The 19,919-nt window shown below is 42.5% G+C and carries 10 protein-coding genes; all 10 read left to right on the top strand.

The window, feature by feature from the left end:
* Positions 1 to 136 precede the first annotated feature (136 nt).
* The 10 genes from QZ076_RS08510 to QZ076_RS08555 all read left to right on the top strand — a co-directional run bounded on the left by QZ076_RS08510 (position 137) and on the right by QZ076_RS08555 (position 19,761).
* Positions 137 to 679: an RNA polymerase sigma-70 factor gene (locus tag QZ076_RS08510; protein WP_293712444.1), complete on the top strand. Its 543-nt coding sequence runs from the start codon at positions 137 to 139 to the stop codon at positions 677 to 679.
* A 70-nt stretch (positions 680 to 749) separates the two neighbouring features.
* Complete coding sequence (locus tag QZ076_RS08515; RefSeq protein WP_293712447.1) at positions 750 to 1,715, top strand: FecR domain-containing protein; 966 nt, start codon at positions 750 to 752, stop codon at positions 1,713 to 1,715.
* A gap of 12 nt (positions 1,716 to 1,727) precedes the next feature.
* Entirely contained in the window at positions 1,728 to 2,939 is a 1,212-nt protein-coding gene (locus QZ076_RS08520) for a glycoside hydrolase family 88 protein (protein WP_293712450.1), read from the top strand.
* A 52-nt stretch (positions 2,940 to 2,991) separates the two neighbouring features.
* A complete protein-coding gene (locus QZ076_RS08525) occupies positions 2,992 to 4,176 on the top strand; it encodes a DUF2264 domain-containing protein (protein ID WP_293712519.1) in 1,185 nt (394 codons plus the stop codon).
* A gap of 399 nt (positions 4,177 to 4,575) precedes the next feature.
* Positions 4,576 to 7,737 (top strand): TonB-dependent receptor, encoded by a 3,162-nt coding sequence (locus QZ076_RS08530; RefSeq protein WP_293712453.1) that lies wholly within the window; start codon positions 4,576 to 4,578, stop codon positions 7,735 to 7,737.
* Positions 7,738 to 7,750: 13 nt separating this feature from the next.
* A complete protein-coding gene (locus QZ076_RS08535) occupies positions 7,751 to 9,361 on the top strand; it encodes a RagB/SusD family nutrient uptake outer membrane protein (RefSeq protein WP_293712455.1) in 1,611 nt (536 codons plus the stop codon).
* A 228-nt stretch (positions 9,362 to 9,589) separates the two neighbouring features.
* The gene (locus QZ076_RS08540) at positions 9,590 to 11,866 is read left to right on the top strand and encodes a hypothetical protein (protein ID WP_293712458.1); all 2,277 of its coding nucleotides are present in this window, start codon (positions 9,590 to 9,592) and stop codon (positions 11,864 to 11,866) included.
* A 50-nt stretch (positions 11,867 to 11,916) separates the two neighbouring features.
* Entirely contained in the window at positions 11,917 to 14,334 is a 2,418-nt protein-coding gene (locus QZ076_RS08545) for a glycoside hydrolase family 95 protein (RefSeq protein ID WP_293712460.1), read from the top strand.
* 34 nt (positions 14,335 to 14,368) lie between these two features.
* Positions 14,369 to 17,026: a sugar-binding domain-containing protein gene (locus QZ076_RS08550; RefSeq protein ID WP_293712463.1), complete on the top strand. Its 2,658-nt coding sequence runs from the start codon at positions 14,369 to 14,371 to the stop codon at positions 17,024 to 17,026.
* 119 nt (positions 17,027 to 17,145) lie between these two features.
* Entirely contained in the window at positions 17,146 to 19,761 is a 2,616-nt protein-coding gene (locus QZ076_RS08555) for a valine--tRNA ligase (RefSeq protein WP_293712466.1), read from the top strand.
* The last annotated feature ends 158 nt before the right edge of the window (positions 19,762 to 19,919 follow it).

Genomic DNA, 19,919 nt, shown 5'->3' on the forward strand with positions numbered 1-19,919 from the left:
GAAAGATGCGATTGGTTAAGCTGAATGTGGCATATTTCAATTTTCCCGTCTTTTTTGCTTCGTAAATGATTAATTTCATCCTGTTGTTTAAAAGTTGGAATAATATATTACTTTTGCTAAAAAGGATTTGATTGGGATGGTTTATACTCAAAGTAATTTTGAAAAGATATATAAATTGTATTATCCGAAGATGTCTGCATTTGCCAGGAATTACATATCGGCAAATGAAGATGTGGAAAATATAGTACAGGATGTCTTTTTGGTACTTTGGGAGAAAAAAGATGAACTGGAACTGTCCTGTACACTTACTACCTATTTATTTACCCTGGTCAAGAACAGATGTCTGAATTTCCTGCGACATAAACTGATTGAAGAAGAATATAATACGCAGTTGAAAGATGAATTAGGCTTTAAGCTGTATGCTTTGGAATCGTTGGAGTATTCATATCATTCGGAAAAAGAATTGCAGGAGATCATTCAACGAGCTTTGGACACATTGCCGGAGCGTTGCCGCGAGGTGTTTATAAAAAGCCGTATCGAGGGACTGAAGTATAAGGAAATATCGGATGAGCTGGGAATCTCAGTAAACACAGTTGAAAACCATATTGTTACAGCCTTGAAGAAGTTACGTATAGAACTAAAGGACTACTTGCCCTTACTCTTGTTCTTAGTTAATTAATGTTTATTTCGAGGCGGTTTATAGTGGTCTTTCTCCCGGTGAGGGTTTAACTTTATAAATAAAGGAAAATATGTACGATCTGTTATCAAAATATTTGACAGGAAATATTTCATCAGAAGAAAAGCAAACTCTTTTTCAGCAATTGAAAGAAGATGCGGAACTGAAGAAAGAAGCAGCTGATATACAAAATTTGTCGGCGCTTATATCGATGGTCAGGGAAGAACATTCTGCCTCCGATATGCAATACAGGTCGTTTGTCCGTTTGAAGAAAAAGCGTGCTTTCTTATTTAATATGCGAAAAGTTGCCGGGTATGCTGCCATCGTGCTGTTCTCCGTATTGTCGACCTATTTATTAATGACTTATGCCGCGGAAGGAGGAGAGGAAGTCGCCTGTTACCAGGAGTTCTCAACACCTCCCGGACAACGTGCCAAAGTCTTATTGGCTGACGGAACCGAGGTTTGGCTGAATGCCAATTCTACTTTACGGTATCCGGAACGTTTTGATAGGAAACAACGGGAGGTAGAACTGCATGGAGAAGCTTTTTTTGAAGTAGAAAAAAATAAGGAGAAACCTTTTATCGTAAAGACAAGTAAAATGGATATACTGGTGACTGGCACAATGTTTAATGTGAGCGCTTATGAGACAGAAAAGTATTTTGTTACCTCTTTGGTTGAGGGTGCTGTTTCTGTTTCCTGTGCAAACGACCGAAATCGAACCTTTTCATTGCGTCCACAACAGCAAATTGTAGTGTCGGATTCTTCATCAGAAGTCACTTCATTTGAGGATATCGATTTTCTATCTTGGAAAGAGGGGGTATTTGTGTTTGATGATATGGTGTTGACGGATATTATTAAAAAATTGGAGTTATTTTATGATGTGTCAATTACTGTGAAAAACATGAAACTAGGTAACTACCGTTATACCGGAAAATTCAGACAACGTGATGGAGTGGAAAGCGTTTTGCGGAAATTACAAATTGTATATCCGTTCACTTTTACCAAGGATGATGAACGTAATCTAATTGTTTTACAGTAAATAATTCTAAACATGAAAAATTTGTATCGTTATGTTATAGCATTGACTATGACAACTATGGGTATTGTCTTGACATCATGTGTGGTACAGGATGAACCGATGGAAAAAGTAATAGAGAGAGGTTTGAACCGGACAACGGAGCAAGCTTTGTTGATGGCTAAAAAGTTAGAACCGGAGGATGGGAAATTGCCGAAATCAATAGGAAAAGACGGTAAGCTGGAAATGAGTGGTTATGGTTGGTGGTGTTCGGGATTTTATCCGGGAACGCTTTGGTATTTGTATGAAAATACCCCTATACCGGAATTGAAAAAGTATGCCGAGTTGTATACAGCTCGTGTAGAACCTGCAAAGAATGTAACTAATAACCATGATGTCGGGTTTATGTTGAACTGTAGTTTTGGTAATGGATACCGATTAACTCAAAATCCGGCATATAAAGATGTAATGATTACCGGTGCACGTTCATTGGCAACCCGCTATAATGAACATATCGGTGTTATCCGTTCATGGGATTTCAATAAGTCCAAGTGGCAATATCCGGTTATTATTGATAATATGATGAATTTGGAGTTTCTTACAGTCGTTTCCCGTATGGCGGAAGAAAAACAGTTTTATCAGATCGCAGTGAATCATGCAAATAAGACAATGGAGCATCATTTCCGTTCTGACTACAGTTGCTATCATGTTGTATCGTATGATACAATAACCGGTCTGCCTCATATAAAACAGACACATCAGGGATGGTCCGATGAATCGTCCTGGTCCAGAGGTCAGGCATGGGCATTGTATGGATATACCATGATGTACCGTGAAACAGGTAAGAAGGAGTATCTTGAACTGGCAAATAACATAGCGGATTATCTGATGAATCATCCGAATATGCCGGAAGATAAGGTACCCTATTGGGACTTCGATATGCCTGAAATACCGAACACGACGCGTGATGCTTCAGCTGCTGCTATTATGGCATCTTCGTTAATAGATTTAAGCCAGATGAATTCGAACGAGTTTGGTGGAAAATGTTTAAAAATGGCGGAGCAGCAGATTCGTTCATTGACTTCAGCCGCTTATCTGGCAGAAAAAGGTACTAATTGTAATTTTGCTTTAATGCATTCTACCGGACATTTTAGGGGTAATATTGAAGTGGATGTTCCGCTTACTTATGCAGACTATTATTATGTAGAAGCGTTGATGCGCATGAAGAAATTACTGAATGAAAAATAATGTTCATATGAAAAAGTGGTTCGTCTTGTTCTTTTTATTTTCAGTTTGTTGGATGTCCGTTTTACAAGCACAAAATAAAAAAGAGGTTCCTACAGGGGCAGAAGAGCGCAAGTTGTGGATTGAAGTTTTGACAAAGATTGCAGATCCTGTTTTGATAAATTTGGCAGATGGGACTTTAAAGCAGAATATGCCTTATGAATCTTTAGATAAAGAGCGAGGAAAGTTTTCCCATTTGGAGGCTGTAGGTCGTTTGGTGTGTGGGATAGCTCCCTGGTTGGAGCTTGGGACGGATCAAACTCCCGAAGGAAAGCTTCGTGAAAAGTATATAAACCTGACTTTGGCCGGTTTGAAAAATGCAGTAAATCCAGCTTCGCCCGACTATCTGATTTTCGGAGAACCTCATCAACCTTTGGTAGATGCCGCCTTTTTAGCGCAAGGCTTATTGCGTGCCCCTAAACAGCTATGGGGAAGAATGGATGTAAAGATCCGGGAGCGCATGGTTACGGAATTGAAGCGAAGCCGTAATATAAAACCAAATGAGAATAATTGGTTGTTGTTTGCTTCTATGGTGGAAGCCGCTTTATTGGAATTTACCGGTGAATGCGATATGCAGCGTTTGACTTATGGTGTGTTTAAATTTCGTAATCAGTGGTATAAAGGAGATGCGTTTTATGGAGATGGTCCCAGGTTTCATATGGATTATTACAATAGCTTTGTGATTCATCCTATGTTGACGGATGTTTTGGTTATCATGCGAAAACATAATTTGGAAGGCGCTGATTTTTTGAATGAACAATTATTACGACATGGTCGTTATGCAGCCCAGCTAGAGCGGTTTATTTCTCCGGAGGGGACTTTTCCGGTTGTTGGCCGGTCGATTGTTTACCGTACCGGTGCTTTCCATGCTTTGGGGCAAGCTGCATTGATGCATATATTGCCTTCTCCCGTACAAGCTGCTCAGGTGCGCTGTGCATTGACGTCTGTAATTCGGAATTTATTTTCTTCATCAGCAAACTTTGATAGACAAGGGTGGCTTCGGGTTGGTTTTAATGGCGGAGGACAGATCCGGATTTCTGAATACTATATCAATACGGGTAGTGTTTATTTGTGCGCTACAGGCTTTCTTGCATTGGGGCTTCCTGAAACAGATGGCTTTTGGTCTATGCCTTATACTGAGTGGACAGGGAAAAAGGCTTGGGATGGAAAACGAGTGGAGGCTGACCATGCGATCAAATGAGTGCGGTTAATATATGTTAAATGTAGAGGTGTTTATAGTGGTATTCGAAACTTACAGAGTTTAACTTTAAAAATACAGGAAAAACATGTGTAACCTTAAAAATAAAATGCCTATGGTTTAAAACGGAAAAATCTTTTTATATATAAAAAGCAGGCTGGTGCACGAACACCAGCCTGCCGGAATATCTAACACTCTTAGTCAAAGAAAGTATTAAACATTTAATTTTACAAAGGTATGGAAAAATATACTTTGTCAGTCTTATTATGTCAAAGAAAACACTTTAAGAAGTTTTTTAATATTATGAGAATTTCTACATTATTCTTGTTTGTCTGCATTTTCACATCTTATGCATCTAATGTAAGTTCACAGACTGCAAAAGTGAATATTACAAACACTCGTATGACAGTTGAAGCTTTTATCAAACAGGTGGAGCAAGAAACCAGTTATATGTTTGTTTATAACAAAGGAGAGATCGATGCCAATAGAACGGTTTCATTGAAAAAGGGAGAGAATGCGGTTCTTGACTGCCTGAATGATATTTTTGAGAAATCTGGTATTTCCTATGTTTTTGAAGATGATTATATTGTATTAACAAAACGGGATAAAGAAAGAACTTCTGTTAATACTGTAGTTCAACAGTCAGGGACGGTAATTCAAGGTACGATTACCGATGAGACTGGGTTAGCTGTTATTGGAGCAAATGTTGTAGTGAAAGGTACGACTATTGGCACAGTTACGGATATGGATGGTCGATTCTCTTTGGAAGTACCTTCGGATGATGTGGTTTTAGTTGTTTCTTATATAGGGTATGCAGAACAGTTGATTCCGGTGAAAAAACAGAAAAACTGGGTAATTGTGTTGAAAGAAGATTTGCAGAGTTTGGACGAAGTGGTGGTTGTCGGTTATGGTACGCAGCGTAAAGGAAATATTGCAACGGCTGTTACAACGGTCAAGTCGGAAACGTTACAGAACCGTCCGGTACAGACTGTGGGTGAAGCCCTGCAAGGGCACGTGCCGGGTTTGATGGTAACAGGCAAAGGTGCTCCAGGTGAAGCTCCTTCTCTCCAATTGCGTGGATCTTCTGTATTGAAAGCCGATAATTCTACAGCACCGTTGGTGTTGGTAGACGGTGTTCCTGCCGATTTTAACTTCTTGAATCCGGAAGATATCGAGAGCATCAACGTTTTGAAGGATGCCGCTTCGTCTGCGATCTACGGGTCGCGTGCTGCTAATGGTGTCTTGTTGATCACAACGAAACGAGGAAAAGAAGGCAAACCGACGTTTCGCTATAATGGTTCCGTGGGAGTGAACACACCAATGCACATGCCCAAAACAGTCAGCTCGGCTCAATATGCCCGCATTATGAATGAGGCTGCGGATAACATGGATCAAGGATCGGTTTATACGGTTGAACAGATAGCTAATTATGAGAAGGGAGGAGATCCGAACCGATATCCGAATACGGATTGGTTGGATTTGGCCATCCAGAATAGCGTGATGACCCGTCATGGTATCGAGGCTTCCGGCGGTACGGAAAAAGTGAAATATCTAGTGAGTGCAGGAGTCGACCATCAAACCGGCATATTTCCGATGACGCAACAGAACGTATTCAACGTTCGTTCGAGTACGGATATCCAAATCAGCAAGAAATTAGATCTTTCTTTTGATATGCGTTATCAATTGCGGGATATGGAAGCGTTGAACAATCAAGGGGATATTTATAAGCAGATTATTCAGTCAGATCCGACAATGGTTGCTTATTATACGGATGGAACTTATGGCTACAATGCCGGTTTCTTTACCAATCCGCTGGCTTCGTTGTATGAAGGTGGGCAGAAGTTTACAAATCGGCACGAAGCATCCGGACTTTTCAAGTTGAACTATGAGATCATCGAAGGGTTAACGTTCACGGGAATCGCCAATGTGAAATATACCTTCAAGGGCGAGGAGTCGCAAAGCCGTAAGTTAGTTTTCAAGAATTATTTTACACAGGAAATCTTTGAACAATATCAAAATAACTTCTCTGATCGCCGTGACCAGAACAATTATTATAATTTGCAGGCATTGTTGAACTATAAAAAGAGTTTCGGCATTCATAATCTCGATATCCTGGTCGGTTACCAGCAGGAAAGCGAAGACAGCGACTGGTTGAAAGGCTCACGTTCCGGTTATCCGACGGATATTATCTGGGAACTGAACCCCGGTCCGAAAGATAACTGGAGCAATGATGGTAATGGAGAGCATTGGGCATTGGCTTCTTTTATTGGTCGTATCAATTATGATTATGACAACAAATATATCTTGTCGCTGAGTATGCGTTCGGATGCCTCATCTCGTTTTGCAGCGGGAAATCGTTGGTCGACGTTCCCCTCTATTGCTGCTGCTTGGCGTCTTTCGCAAGAATCTTTCATGGAAGGTACGCGTGATTTTTTGGATGATTTGAAAATCCGTGCCTCTTGGGGGCAGACTGGTAATGCGAACGGATTGGGTTTGTATCCGAGCTATACGCTGGTTTCGACAGGTGGTTTGATCCTGAACAATAGCTATCAGCAGATTGCAGATCTAAAGACGATCGGGAACACGGAGTTGACATGGGAACATTCGGATATGTTCAATATTGGTATGGATGCCCGGTTGCTGAACAATCGTTTGAATTTTACGAGTGAATATTATGTCAAGAACACGCGGGATATTTTGTTGGCAATGCCGGTTCCGTTAGAGTATGGTTTCGGCAAGCCGAATGTGAATATCGGTCAGGTTCGAAATAAAGGTTGGGAATTGTCATTGGGTTGGAGCGACCGGGTGAATGATTTCGGATATAGCATCTCTGCCAACTTGTCTGACAACCGAAGTGAAGTAGTCGACTTGGGAGATACAGGCCCGTGGAAAGGTTCGGATACCTATACGGAAGTTGGCCTGCCGTTCAACTCCATCTACGGATATGAATCGATGGGCTTGTTCCAGTCGGATAAAGAAGTGGCGGATGACCCTTTCCAGAACTCGAATACGGAAGCCGGTGATATCCGCTACAAGGATCAAAACAACGATAACAAAATTGACGCGAACGACCGTGTCGTCTTAGGTGATCCGACTCCGCATTTTTTGTATGGTTTGAATTTGTCGTTCGATTATAAGAACTTCGATTTTGGAATGTTCTTCCAGGGGATCGGTCAGAAAGACCGGATTGTAATGGATACTTTTGTCCGCCCACTGCATAATGCTTCAGTTTTTGAACACATGTTGGATTATTGGTCGCCACAGAATACGGATGCCAAGTATCCGCGTATCCTGAATAAGGAAGATGCTTCGCATAACTATGAAACTTCTGATTTTTGGATGATCAATGCTGGCTACTTACGTATGAAGAATCTGACGTTGGGCTATACCATTCCGCGGAAGGTGCTATCTTCTACCGGTTTCAGTCGTGTACGTGTCTATTTCACGGCTAATAACCTGTTCACGATTTCTGATTTCGTGCCGGGTATGGATCCGGAGGCTGCAAATGGATTTGCTTATCCGTTTGCCCGTACTTATTCGTTTGGTTTGAATGTTCAATTTTAAAAAGTAAGGAAAGATGAAAACAGTAAAGAAATATATATATGTGATTGCTTGTTCGCTGAGCTTGGTTTCGTGTGACAGCTTTTTGACAACTCCTCCGTTGGACCAGATTTCGGAAGACCAATGGTGGAGCGACAAGAACCAATCGGAAATGATGGTGAAAGGGACGTATCAACATATTTATGGTCCCAGTGAGGTCGCTTTGCGGGACTGCCTCAGCGACAATGCGACCCACCGTGAAGGGAAATACAAACAAATGGGTAATGGGACGTACACGACCCAGAGTGCTGCTGTAAAGGATGAATGGAAATATGGTTCCATTGCCAAGCTCAATTATGTGTTGGAAGGTTTGGAAAAGGCAAAGGGCAATCTTACAGAGTCGGAATATTTGCGTTATACTGCAGAGGTTCGTTTCATCCGAGCATTTATTTATTATAACATGTCATTCTTTTTTGGGGATATCCCATTGATTAAAAAAACATTAACGGTGTCGGAATCGCGCGAGGTTTCTCGTCAGCCCCGTGGAGAGGTGTTGGCCTTTGTCCTGGATGAATTGGAAAACTATGTCCTACCGAACATCAATGCGATTGAAGTCAATGAGAGCGGACGTGTGAACGAACAGGTGGTGAATGCCTATCTTTCTCGTGTTTATTTATATGAAAAGAATTATGAAAAGGTATTGGAGTATACGGACAAGGTTATCAAATCCGGTGACTATGAACTGTATGCAGACTACGACGGCTTGTTTCGTCCACAATCCGATGGCACGAATAAAGAGGTTATTTTCGAACGCCAGTACAGTTCTCCTTTGGTTGTGCATGAACTGAATCGCAACCTTTCGTATGCCTCCGGTGTCTATTCCGGTTGGTCGCATGTGTTGGTTTTGAATGAATTGGTTGATGAATATGAATGTTTGAATGGACACTTTGTTTCCGAGTGTGAAGCGTTGGGTTGTGAGTACCATCAGAAACGCCTTAATATGGAAACGAATACGCACCGTGGAGAATATGATTTTCGTGATCCCCGCCTAGATGCAACGATCGTATGGCCGTTCAAAGAATGGGTCGTGGATGGGGCTGTTCGCGCCCGTTATGGCGTGGATGACCCGAACAGTGCCGATTACCTGCAAAAGGAGGTACATATGACCGGATATATGTGTCAGAAATGGGTCGATATGCGTGGTGAATTTGCTGACCGTACATTGGCCGATAAGAATATGACCATACTGCGCTATAGCGATGTTTTGTTGATGCGTGCCGAAGCATTGATCGAATTGGACCGTAATCTTCCGGAGGCGGTTTCTCTACTCAACCAGATCCGCAGTCGTGTCAATATGCCGAGTATCGAAGTGGCTTCACAGTCAGTTTTGAGAGAAAAACTACGTCATGAACGGAGAATAGAAACTGCTTTTGAAGGTTTGCGTTATTTTGATATTATCCGTTGGCACATCGGTGATCAGGTGAAGAAAGGCAAAGTGTATGGCGCTCGAATGAAAGCAATCAGTGAAGATATGGATCATAAATACATAGAAGAGCGTTTTTGGGAGGACAAGATGTATCTTTTCCCCGTTCCGCAGGAGGCAATGGACAATAATCCGAACTTAGTGCAAAATGAGGGATGGGATTAATCTTCTTTTTGGTAATCATTTTGGATGGGGACATGTTGAAAGGTGTCCCCTCCTTTATTGGCATGTAGCTTATGTTATTATCGGAAAATAGCAGAATATTTTACCGGGGTAACAGGTTTTGTTATCAGGGGGTAAGTATAAATGAATGTGTATTATAACTATTGGATGGAAATGAAGATTTTGTGTTGGAAAACTTTTTGGTTCGCTCTATTTTTAACAGGATGTTTGTTGGATGGTAGGATGGTGAGTGCCAATGACGGTGAGGCAAACGTTTTGGATAAATTGACGACAAAGCAAATTGATTGGGAACGTTTCTTGTCCCGACATGATATGCATTGGAATGAATTGACTGCCGATCCGGTCGAACCTGCTTATGATGGCAAGCTCCGGACCGGATATTATGCGGGAGCACTTATGGGGAACGGGTTGATAGGTACTAATCTATATAAGTTGAAGGAGAATGTTTACCGGTTGAATGTGGGGCGGAGCGATGTGACGGAGGTCAGGAAGCCTTATAACTTGTTTAATTCGGGTCGTCTTCCCATTGGATATTTTACATTGCAACTCCGTGGAAATGTGAAGGACGAGCAGATGCACCTCTCTCTTTACAATGCTATGACAGAAGGAACTTTTACGACGGATAAGGGGAAGGTGCTGTTCAAAACGTTTGTTCATGCAGAAAAAGACTATATTGTATTTGAAACGGAAGCGGCGGGCACAGAAGTGGATTATGTGTGGGACTTTGTACCCCAGCAAGCTATCAGTCCACGTTGTCGTCTTTCAGGTAATGTCCCTGCGGAATATTTGAACAAGGACGGTTTGGCGAATCCTTTGCCCCAAAAAAAAGTGGACGGGGATGTACATCTGTTAGTGCAAAAGCTGGTGACAGACACAACGTTCCGGACTGTTCCCCAGGTGTATGTAGTGGGATGGAAAGAGATAAAGAAAGGAAACAAACGCCGTATTTTGGCTACGGTTTCCCAAGAGAAAGACGAGGCAGCGGCTGTCGCTTCTGCCAAATTTATTATCAATGAGGGGGCGATGCAGGAGGCAAGCCGCTTGGAAAACAGCCATAGGGATTGGTGGAATGCTTTCTATAAGCAGGCGGCATTTTTATCTTTTCCAGATACCATGATTGAAAATTTTTATTGGACCCAATATTATAAATTCGCTTCTACTGCCCGTCCGGGAAAGCCGGTTGTGGATTTGCAAGGTGTATGGCCCTCGTGGGATACTCCTTGGCCGGCGATTTGGATGAATCTGAACATTCAGTTGACCTATTCTTGGCAGACCAAAGCAAACTTGGGATGCCTTGCTCAACCTTTGTGGGATGCTCTTTGGAGGAATCGTGATAATTTGAGGCGTAATGTGACAGATATCCCGGGGCAAGAAAACTGGTATGATGCCGCTTGCCTGCCACGTACGGCAACCTACGACTTCCACGCTCCGTTGGATCCGGCCGAAACAGTCGATAAGAACGAATATGAGGTAGGCAATCTTACGTGGACACTTTTCTATTATTGGCAATATTGCATGGCCTATGGGGACACGCAGCAATTGACGGAAAGAGTATTCCCTCTTTTGAAATCGGCGGTCAATTTATTTTTCCACATACGTGTTTCCCATAATGGTAAATATGGTTTGCCTCCTACTTCTTCTCCTGAATATATACAGACCAACATTGGGCCGAATGCCAATTACGATTTGGCTAACTTGCGTTGGGGGTTACAGACACTGATCGATATTGATACGACTTACCGAATCAATGATCCGATGTTGCCCCGATGGAAAGATTTTTTAGAAAACTTGGTCGATTATCCCTATAGCCCGGAGACCGGTTTCAAAGTGAGCGACAAGTATGAATTTATGAATACTTCGCATAGGCATTATTCACATTTGTTTATGATTTATCCTTATCACATGTTGGATTGGGAGAATCCGGCAGATTGTGCCAAGATGGAGTTGAGCCTGGTTCGTTGGAAAGGTAATCGGGGTTTTTCTCGTACTGGAAAGGCTTCCATGCTGTTGAGTAAAGGGGATGGAAACGGAGCTTTGGAACAGATGCTCTTGTTTTTCCAGCATTTACTTGGGCCGAATACTTTGTATCCTGAAAATGGACCGTGTATGGAAACGCCAATGGCTGCCGTTTCTACGTTGCATGAGTTTTATATGCAGGATTGGGGTGATAAGATTAGGGTGTTTTTCGGAGTCCCTTCTTCCTGGAACGATGCTTCGTTTGTCAATCTGCGTGCTAACGGTGCTTTTTTGATAAGCGCGACACGGAAAGCGGGGCGGAATACGCTTATACAGGTGGAGAGTGAAAAAGGGGGGATTTGCCGGTTGCAGACAGGCATGTCGGTTGCAAACCTTCAAGTGGTTGATTTGACTGGAAAAGCAAGAAAGTTTACCGTAGTTTCTGAACTGGATGGGACGATTGAGATGCTGATGGTAGCAGGTGAAATCGTCCAGGTGATGGATAAAAGCAGGGGAACAGGCCGGAGATAAACCAGGAACTGCTAATAATGTTTGTTTGAGGATTTAATTTAAGATAGAAAATGAAATATGTATATTGGGTAATTTTATTTTGTGGAGTTTACTTATGTAGTTGTAATTCTGCCGATAGCCCTTTCAAGAAAAAGTCATCGTTGGAACTTTGGTATGCAACTCCTGCCGATGGGGTGGAAAAAGATAATCCTTACGTTTGGCCGGACGATGAACCTTGGCTGGAAGCTTTGCCTGTGGGTAATGGATATATGGGGGCTATGGTCTTTGGAGGGTTTGAAACAGAGCGTTTGCAGCTAAATGATAAGAATCTTTGGTCCGGCTCTCCGCAAGAGGCCAATCCGGAGGGTTTTTATGATTGTTTGTCGGAAGTCAGATCTTTATTGTTGCAGGGGCATAATCGAGATGCTCAGAAATTGGCAGCAAAGGGATTGGTTTGTAAAGGTGCTGGGACCAATCGCGCGTATGCTGCAAATAAACCGTTTGGCTGTTATCAAACTTTAGGGGATTTGTATATTGATTTTCATGATATAGATAATGAGTATAAAGATTATCGGAAATCTTTGAATTTAGAAACGGGAGTGGTTAATGTTTCTTATTCTATAGATGGAAACCGGATAGAACGAACTTGTTTTGCCAGTTATCCTGATCGGGTACTTGTTTACAAAATTAAGTCTAAGGAAAAAGGCAAATTGAATTTTTCCGTTCGAATGGACAGACCAGAACGATATGAGCTGATAGAAGACCAAGGACAATTGTTGATGTTTGGTTCTATGGATAATGGTTGCGGAGGTGAAGGAATGAAGTATTGGGTGCGTTTGGATGCTACTACCAAGGGTGGTGAGAAAAAAGTAACAGACAGTTTGATGACTATTACGAATGCAGACGAGGTTTGCCTTTATCTAACGTCAACCACTGATTATGTTGGAGCCCCGGACTATATCGATGCAGATTTCAAAGAAGATACACGAGGCGTTTTGCAGAATGCTATGAAACAGCAGTATGCGGATTTATTGCAAACACATATACAGGATCATTCCACTTTTTATGAACGCGTGGATCTATCTCTTGTCCCTGCAGATTATGTCGATACGATTCCGACGAATGTCAGAGCTGAAAAAGTACGTGGAGGAGGAGAGGATTTATATTTGCAACAATTGCTTTTTCAATATGGACGTTATCTGCTGATTGCCTCTTCGCGCGAGAACACGTTGCCTGCTAATTTGCAGGGCGTTTGGTGTAACAAGATCAATTCGGCCTGGAATGGTGATTATCATATGGATATCAACTTGCAGATGAATTATTGGCTGTCACAAGTGACGAATTTGCCGGAAATGTTTGAACCGTATGTTTCATTCATGGAGTCATTGCAGGCCAGTGGACAAAAAACGGCTATGGAACTTTACCATTCAAAAGGTTGGTGTGTGCATCCTGTCGTAAATGTCTGGGGATTTACTTCTCCGGGTGAAGGTGTTGGTTGGGGGTTACATTTAGGTTCTGCGGGCTGGTTGTGCCAGAATCTATGGGAACAATATGCTTTTACGCAAGATATCTCGTATTTACAGCGAATTTATCCCATCCTGTCGCGTGTGGCTCTTTTTTATACGGACTGGTTGACGCTTGATCCTTCTGGTGATTATGTTTCCATGCCTTCCATCTCACCGGAAAATACTTATGAAACGGAGGAAGGGTATAGGTTGGCTATTTGTGCAGGGACTGCGCATGACCATCAGGTGATTCGGGATTTGTTTACCAATTACCTGAAAGCATCGGAACTTTTGCAGGAAGAAGATACTGTGACCCGGAAAGTCCGGAAACAGTTGCTTGCGTTGAAAAAAGATCAAATAGGCCACGACGGGCGTTTGATGGAATGGAACCGGGAATATAAGGAGGCGGATCCGGGACACCGGCATATCTCACATCTGTATGGTCTGTTTCCGGGAAACCAGATAACGGAAGATACTCCAACACTATTTAATGCAGCCCGTAAGTCTTTGGATTATCGCATTAAACATACCAAAGGGCATGTTGCTTGGAACTTATCTTGGCTGACATGTGTCGGTGCCCGTTTCAAGGATGCAGATTTTGCGTATGGATCATTTTTGAAATTACAGAAAGACTGCTTGGCTGATAATTTATTTACACTTGGTCGTCCTTATCAGATTGAAGCAGGGTTTGGCTTGACCGCAGGAATGGCTGAAATGTTGTTACAAAGCCATAATAACGTCATTTGCTTGTTACCGGCTTTACCGGAGGCATGGAAGAATGGTTCTGTAAAAGGTTTGTGTGCAAGAGGCGGTTATGAGATATCTATGGAATGGAAAGAAGGTAAACTGAAGAGTGCTAGTCTTTATTCAAAGATGAAAACCGGAAAGGTATTCATTGTTTATAACGGGAAACGTATGGAAGTTTATTTGGAAAAGGGAAAATCTCGTTTACTAAAAGTTAATGATTTTAGTGGAGGTCAATAATAAAAAATTTAATATCAATAAAATGCAAAAATCAATGACAAGAAATATATTTATTATACTGTTTTTACTGGTTACAGTCCAGTTGTCAGCACTGGATATGCCGAAGTTTTCTACTGCTGGTTTTTACGAACTCCCCAATACTGGTCGTGAAGTCTATTCGATGAATCTGGCCTGGCGTTTTATGAAAGGTGATGTAGAGGGGAAACCTTATTCGATTGATTACAATGATTCGGATTGGCAGGTTGTTTCTGTTCCTCATGGTTTGGAGTATTTGCCGTCAGAGGCAAGTGGCTGTGCCAATTATCAGGGTATTGCCTGGTATCGTAAACGTTTTACTCCGGATGAACGCTTGAAAGGGAAACAATTGTTTATTCATTTTGAAGCAATCATGGGTAAAAGTGAAGTTTATGTAAATGGTAAATTACTGAAAGAATATTATGGGGGATACTTACCCGTAATAGTGGATGTAACAAATGTTCTGAAATGGGGAGAAGAAAATGTGATAGCTGTAAAAGCCGATAATGGCGATGATCCGCTTTATCCTGTCGGCAAAGCTCAAAATATGCTGGACTTTACTTATTTCGGAGGTATTTACCGTGATTGTTGGCTGATTGCGCATAATGATGTGTTTATAACCAATGCGAATTATGAAAATGAGGTAGCAGGAGGAGGACTGTTTATTTCGTATGCGGATGTATCGGAAAAGAGTGCTGTTGTAAACCTGAAGGCGCATATTCGTAATAATTCAAAAAAGAATGAACGGGTTTCGATCTCTTTCGAGTTGAAAAATAAGGAGGGAAAAGTTGTTCAGCAAGCTTTAAAAAAGGTTTCGGTTGGAAAAGGGAAAGCTTCTTATGCTATCACTTCTATGAAAGTTAAAACACCTTTGTTGTGGAGTCCGGATAGTCCTAATTTATATCATTTGGATGTGAAGGTTAAAGATGATCGAGGAACGGTTATAGATGGATACCGGCAGCGAGTTGGAATCCGGAGTATTGAGTTTAAGCAGACTGATGGTCTATGGATTAACGGTAAGCGTTATGACGGTAAATTGATGGGGACGAATCGTCATCAGGATTTTGCTGTTCTTGGAAATGCTTTGCCTAATTCCATGCAATGGAGAGATGCTAAAAAACTGCGTGATGCTGGTATGAAGGTTATCCGTACACATTATGTGATAGATCCTGCTTTTATGGATGCCTGCGATGAATTGGGATTGTTTGCGTTGGTAGAAGTTCCTGGTTGGCAGTTCTGGAATAAGGAACCGATTTTTGGAGAACGTGTTTATTCGGATATACGGAATATGATCCGCATTCATCGTAATCATGCTTCTTTATTTTTCTGGGAGCCCATCTTAAATGAAACACACTATCCGGATGAGTTTGCTAGGAAAGCGTTAGATATTTGTGAAGAAGAATACCCTTATCCATACAGTATAGCTGCATGTGACCATGGTGCGGCAGGAGATCATTATTATTCTTTGTTGTTGCGTCCTATTGAGTCTAAATTGCGTACGGATAAAACTTATTTTATCCGTGAATGGGGAGATAATGTAGACGATTGGAATGCTCAGAATTCGGATAGCCGTGTGGCACGTAGCTGGGGAGAAATTCCAATGTTGCTTCAGGCAGAACATTATGCGAAACCTTCTTATTTGAAAGAATTTCCGATTTTATGTTATGAAACGATTTGTAATAAACCGAGCCAGATTGTCGGAGCATGTTTCTGGCATTCGTTCGATCATCAGCGCGGTTATCATGCCGATCCTTTCTACGGTGGGATGATGGATGCTTTCCGTCAACCGAAAACATCTTATTATATGTTCATGGCTCAGCGTTCTCCGAAAAAGAGTGATCTGATAGCTGATAACGGACCTATGATTTACATTGCGCATGAACTTACTCCTTTTTCACCGGAAGATGTGACGGTATATTCCAATTGCGATGAAGTCCGCCTGACGGTTTTTAAAGAAGGAAAAGAATATACTTATAAGAAAGACCCTTCTCATAAAGGTATGCCTTCGCCTATTATAACATTTGAAAATGTCTTTCATTTTATGGAATGGAAGGCTATGGCACGCGCCGGAAAGCAAAAGGATGCTTATCTGCTGGCCGAGGGATTGATTGATGGTCAAGTTGTAGTAAGCCATAAGCGTTATCCTTCCGGTCAGGCCGACCATATTTCTCTCCGTCTTGACAATGAGAAGGTTCCTTTGAAAGCTGATGGTTCTGATGTTGTAACCGTAATAGCCGAGATTGTGGATAAGCGCGGTACGGTGAAACGTTTGAATAATTCTGTTATCCGGTTTGAAATAGAGGGAGAAGGCCGATTGTTGGGTGACGATTCAACAGGTAATAGCCCATGTGAAGTTATTTGGGGGACAGCTCCGATATTAGTACAGTCGATAACTACATCTGGGAAGATAAAAGTAATAGCTTCCATGCAAAATCCTGGGCAGTCACGTCCATTGGAAGGTGTGCTGGAGTTTGAAAGTGTTCCGAATGAACAAAAAGAAATCTTTTCACAGAAGGAGTTGTCTTTATCCGGACAGTCTGGCTCTGTTGTTAATCTTTCCGTAAGTAAAAGTGATCTGGAAAGGGAGAACGAGCGTTTGCGTAAAGAATTAAATCAGTTGAAAGTGAAAGAAGTGGAAAAACAGCAAACACAGTTCGGTGTAGGTATCAATGATTGATGTATCCTGAATTTATAGGCGGAACATGCTATATGATAATATTTTTTGTACCTTTGCACATCAAAATAACGGGTACAGCTGGCCCATGTTAAATAAGGATATAATTAGAATAAAACAATATGGAAATTGCAAGTAAGTACAACCCCGCCGAAGTAGAGGGAAAGTGGTATCAGTATTGGTTGGATAACGGCTTCTTCAAGTCGAAACCAGACGGTCGTGAGCCGTACACAATCGTTATTCCGCCCCCTAACGTCACCGGCGTACTTCACATGGGACACATGCTTAACAATACCATTCAGGATATCCTGATCCGTCGTGCCCGTATGCTGGGTAAGAACGCTTGCTGGGTACCGGGTACCGACCATGCCTCTATCGCTACCGAAGCAAAGGTGGTGAACAGACTGGCACAACAGGGAATCAAGAAAACAGACCTGACCCGCGACGAGTTCCTTAAACATGCCTGGGAATGGAAAGAAGAACACGGAGGCATCATCCTGAAACAGTTGCGTAAACTGGGTGCATCCTGCGATTGGGACCGTACGGCTTTTACGATGGACGAAAAACGTTCGGAAAGCGTATTGAAAGTTTTTGTCGATCTGTTCGACAAAGGGCTGATCTATCGTGGCGTGCGTATGGTAAACTGGGACCCGAAGGCCCTGACTGCTCTTTCCGATGAAGAAGTAATTTATAAAGAAGAACATAGTAAACTGTTTTATCTCCGTTATAAAATCGAAGGGGAAGACGGTTACGCAGTTGTCGCAACTACCCGTCCGGAAACGATCATGGGGGATACTGCCATGTGTATCAATCCGAACGACCCGAAGAACCAGCACCTGAAAGGTAAGAAGGTGATCGTTCCGCTGGTAAATCGTGTAATCCCGGTTATCGAGGACGATTATGTAGATATCGATTTCGGTACAGGTTGCCTGAAAGTGACTCCGGCCCATGATGTAAACGACTATATGCTGGGCGAGAAATATAACTTGCCTTCCATCGATATCTTCAACGATAACGGAACATTGAGCGAAGCTGCCGGTTTGTATATCGGTATGGATCGTTTCGATGTTCGTACACAGATCGAAAAAGACCTGGAAGCTGCCGGCCTGTTGGAAAAGGTAGAAGCATACGAAAATAAGGTAGGTTACTCGGAACGTACCAATGTGCCTATCGAACCGAAGTTGTCTATGCAATGGTTCCTGAAGATGGAACACCTGGCACAGATCGCTTTGACTCCGGTTATGAATGACGACCTGAAGTTCTATCCTCCTAAGTTCAAGAATACATACCGTCACTGGATGGAGAATATTAAGGACTGGTGTATTAGCCGTCAGTTATGGTGGGGACATCGTATCCCGGCTTATTATCTGCCGGAAGGTGGTTATGTGGTAGCCGAAACACCAGAAAAGGCATTGGAACTGGCGAAACACAAGAATCCGGCACTGACAATGGCCGATCTTCGTCAGGACGACGACTGTCTGGATACCTGGTTCTCTTCCTGGTTATGGCCTATCTCTCTGTTCGACGGCATCAATAATCCGGATAACGAAGAGATCAACTATTACTATCCGACCAGCGACCTGGTAACAGGCCCGGATATCATTTTCTTCTGGGTAGCCCGTATGATTATGGCAGGTTACGAATATAGAGGCGATATGCCGTTCAAGAATGTTTATTTTACCGGTATCGTTCGTGATAAACTGGGACGTAAGATGTCGAAGTCATTAGGAAACTCCCCCGACCCGTTATTGCTGATCGAACAGTACGGAGCCGACGGTGTTCGTATGGGATTGATGATGGCAGCACCTGCCGGAAACGATATTCCTTTCGACGAAGCTTTGTGCGAACAGGGACGTAACTTCAATAACAAGATATGGAATGCCTTCCGTCTGATTAAGGGTTGGACGGTCGACGATACGATTGCACAGCCGGAAGCATCGGCTACAGCTGTTAAATGGTTCAAGATGCAGTTGGATAAGACGATTGCTGAGGTAGACGATCTGTTTAGCAAATATCGTTTGAGCGAAGCGATGATGGTTATCTATAAACTGTTCTGGGATGAATTCTCTTCCTGGTATCTGGAAATGATTAAGCCGGGCTATCAACTGCCGATTGATAAGGTGACTTATCAGGCAACACTCGGTTTCTTCGACGCGTTGCTCCGTTTGCTCCATCCGTTCATGCCATTCATTACGGAAGAACTGTGGCAGGCTCTCGAACCGCGTAAGGAAGGTGAAAGTCTGATGGTTGCATTAATGCCTGAAGTTACACCGGTGGATGCTGCTTATCTGGAATCATTCGAGATCGTGAAAGAGATTGTGAGCGGTGTCCGTACGATCCGTCTGCAGAAAAATATTCCGAATAAGGAAGAATTGACTTTGCAGGTATTAGGCGATCATAACGATGATTTCAACCCGGTAATCGCTAAGATGTGTAACCTGTCTGAGATTGCAAGGACTGACGATAAGGCTGCCGGCGCCGTATCCTTCCTGGTTCGTACCACGGAATATGCTGTTCCTCTGGGTAGTATGATCAATGTGGAAGAAGAGTTGGCTAAATTGCGTGAAGAACTGAAATATCAGCAAGGCTTCCTTGTCTCCGTTACAAAGAAACTGAGCAACGAAAGCTTTGTAAGCAAAGCCCCGGCCAAGGTAATCGATATGGAACGTAAGAAACAAGCCGATGCTGAAAGCAAGATCAAATCGATAGAGGAGAGCATTGCTGCATTAACGAAATAATAATTTACAAAGGACGGCGGGAAGATAATCATTCCCGCTGTTTTTTTCTTTTACATTCATCATTCCTTCATACAGGTGCCTACTGTTTTCCGATAATACCCTACATCTTTAGCTCTAATATGGCTATTCTTTCTGGTTTTGAGTTATCCTTGTTTTAT

Source organism: uncultured Parabacteroides sp. (assembly GCF_905196875.1).
In the GTDB taxonomy this organism is placed as follows: Bacteria; Bacteroidota; Bacteroidia; order Bacteroidales; family Tannerellaceae; genus Parabacteroides.

What these genes read in the sequence shown, in the direction of transcription:
- QZ076_RS08535 (WP_293712455.1), top strand. Translation starts at nt 7,751, where the DNA reads ATGAAAACAGTAAAGAAATATATATATGTGATTGCTTGTTCGCTGAGC.
- QZ076_RS08545 (WP_293712460.1), top strand. Translation starts at nt 11,917, where the DNA reads ATGAAATATGTATATTGGGTAATTTTATTTTGTGGAGTTTACTTATGT.
- QZ076_RS08520 (WP_293712450.1), top strand. Translation starts at nt 1,728, where the DNA reads ATGAAAAATTTGTATCGTTATGTTATAGCATTGACTATGACAACTATG.
- QZ076_RS08510 (WP_293712444.1), top strand. Translation starts at nt 137, where the DNA reads ATGGTTTATACTCAAAGTAATTTTGAAAAGATATATAAATTGTATTAT.
- QZ076_RS08525 (WP_293712519.1), top strand. Translation starts at nt 2,992, where the DNA reads ATGTCCGTTTTACAAGCACAAAATAAAAAAGAGGTTCCTACAGGGGCA.
- QZ076_RS08515 (WP_293712447.1), top strand. Translation starts at nt 750, where the DNA reads ATGTACGATCTGTTATCAAAATATTTGACAGGAAATATTTCATCAGAA.
- QZ076_RS08530 (WP_293712453.1), top strand. Translation starts at nt 4,576, where the DNA reads ATGACAGTTGAAGCTTTTATCAAACAGGTGGAGCAAGAAACCAGTTAT.
- QZ076_RS08550 (WP_293712463.1), top strand. Translation starts at nt 14,369, where the DNA reads ATGACAAGAAATATATTTATTATACTGTTTTTACTGGTTACAGTCCAG.
- QZ076_RS08555 (WP_293712466.1), top strand. Translation starts at nt 17,146, where the DNA reads ATGGAAATTGCAAGTAAGTACAACCCCGCCGAAGTAGAGGGAAAGTGG.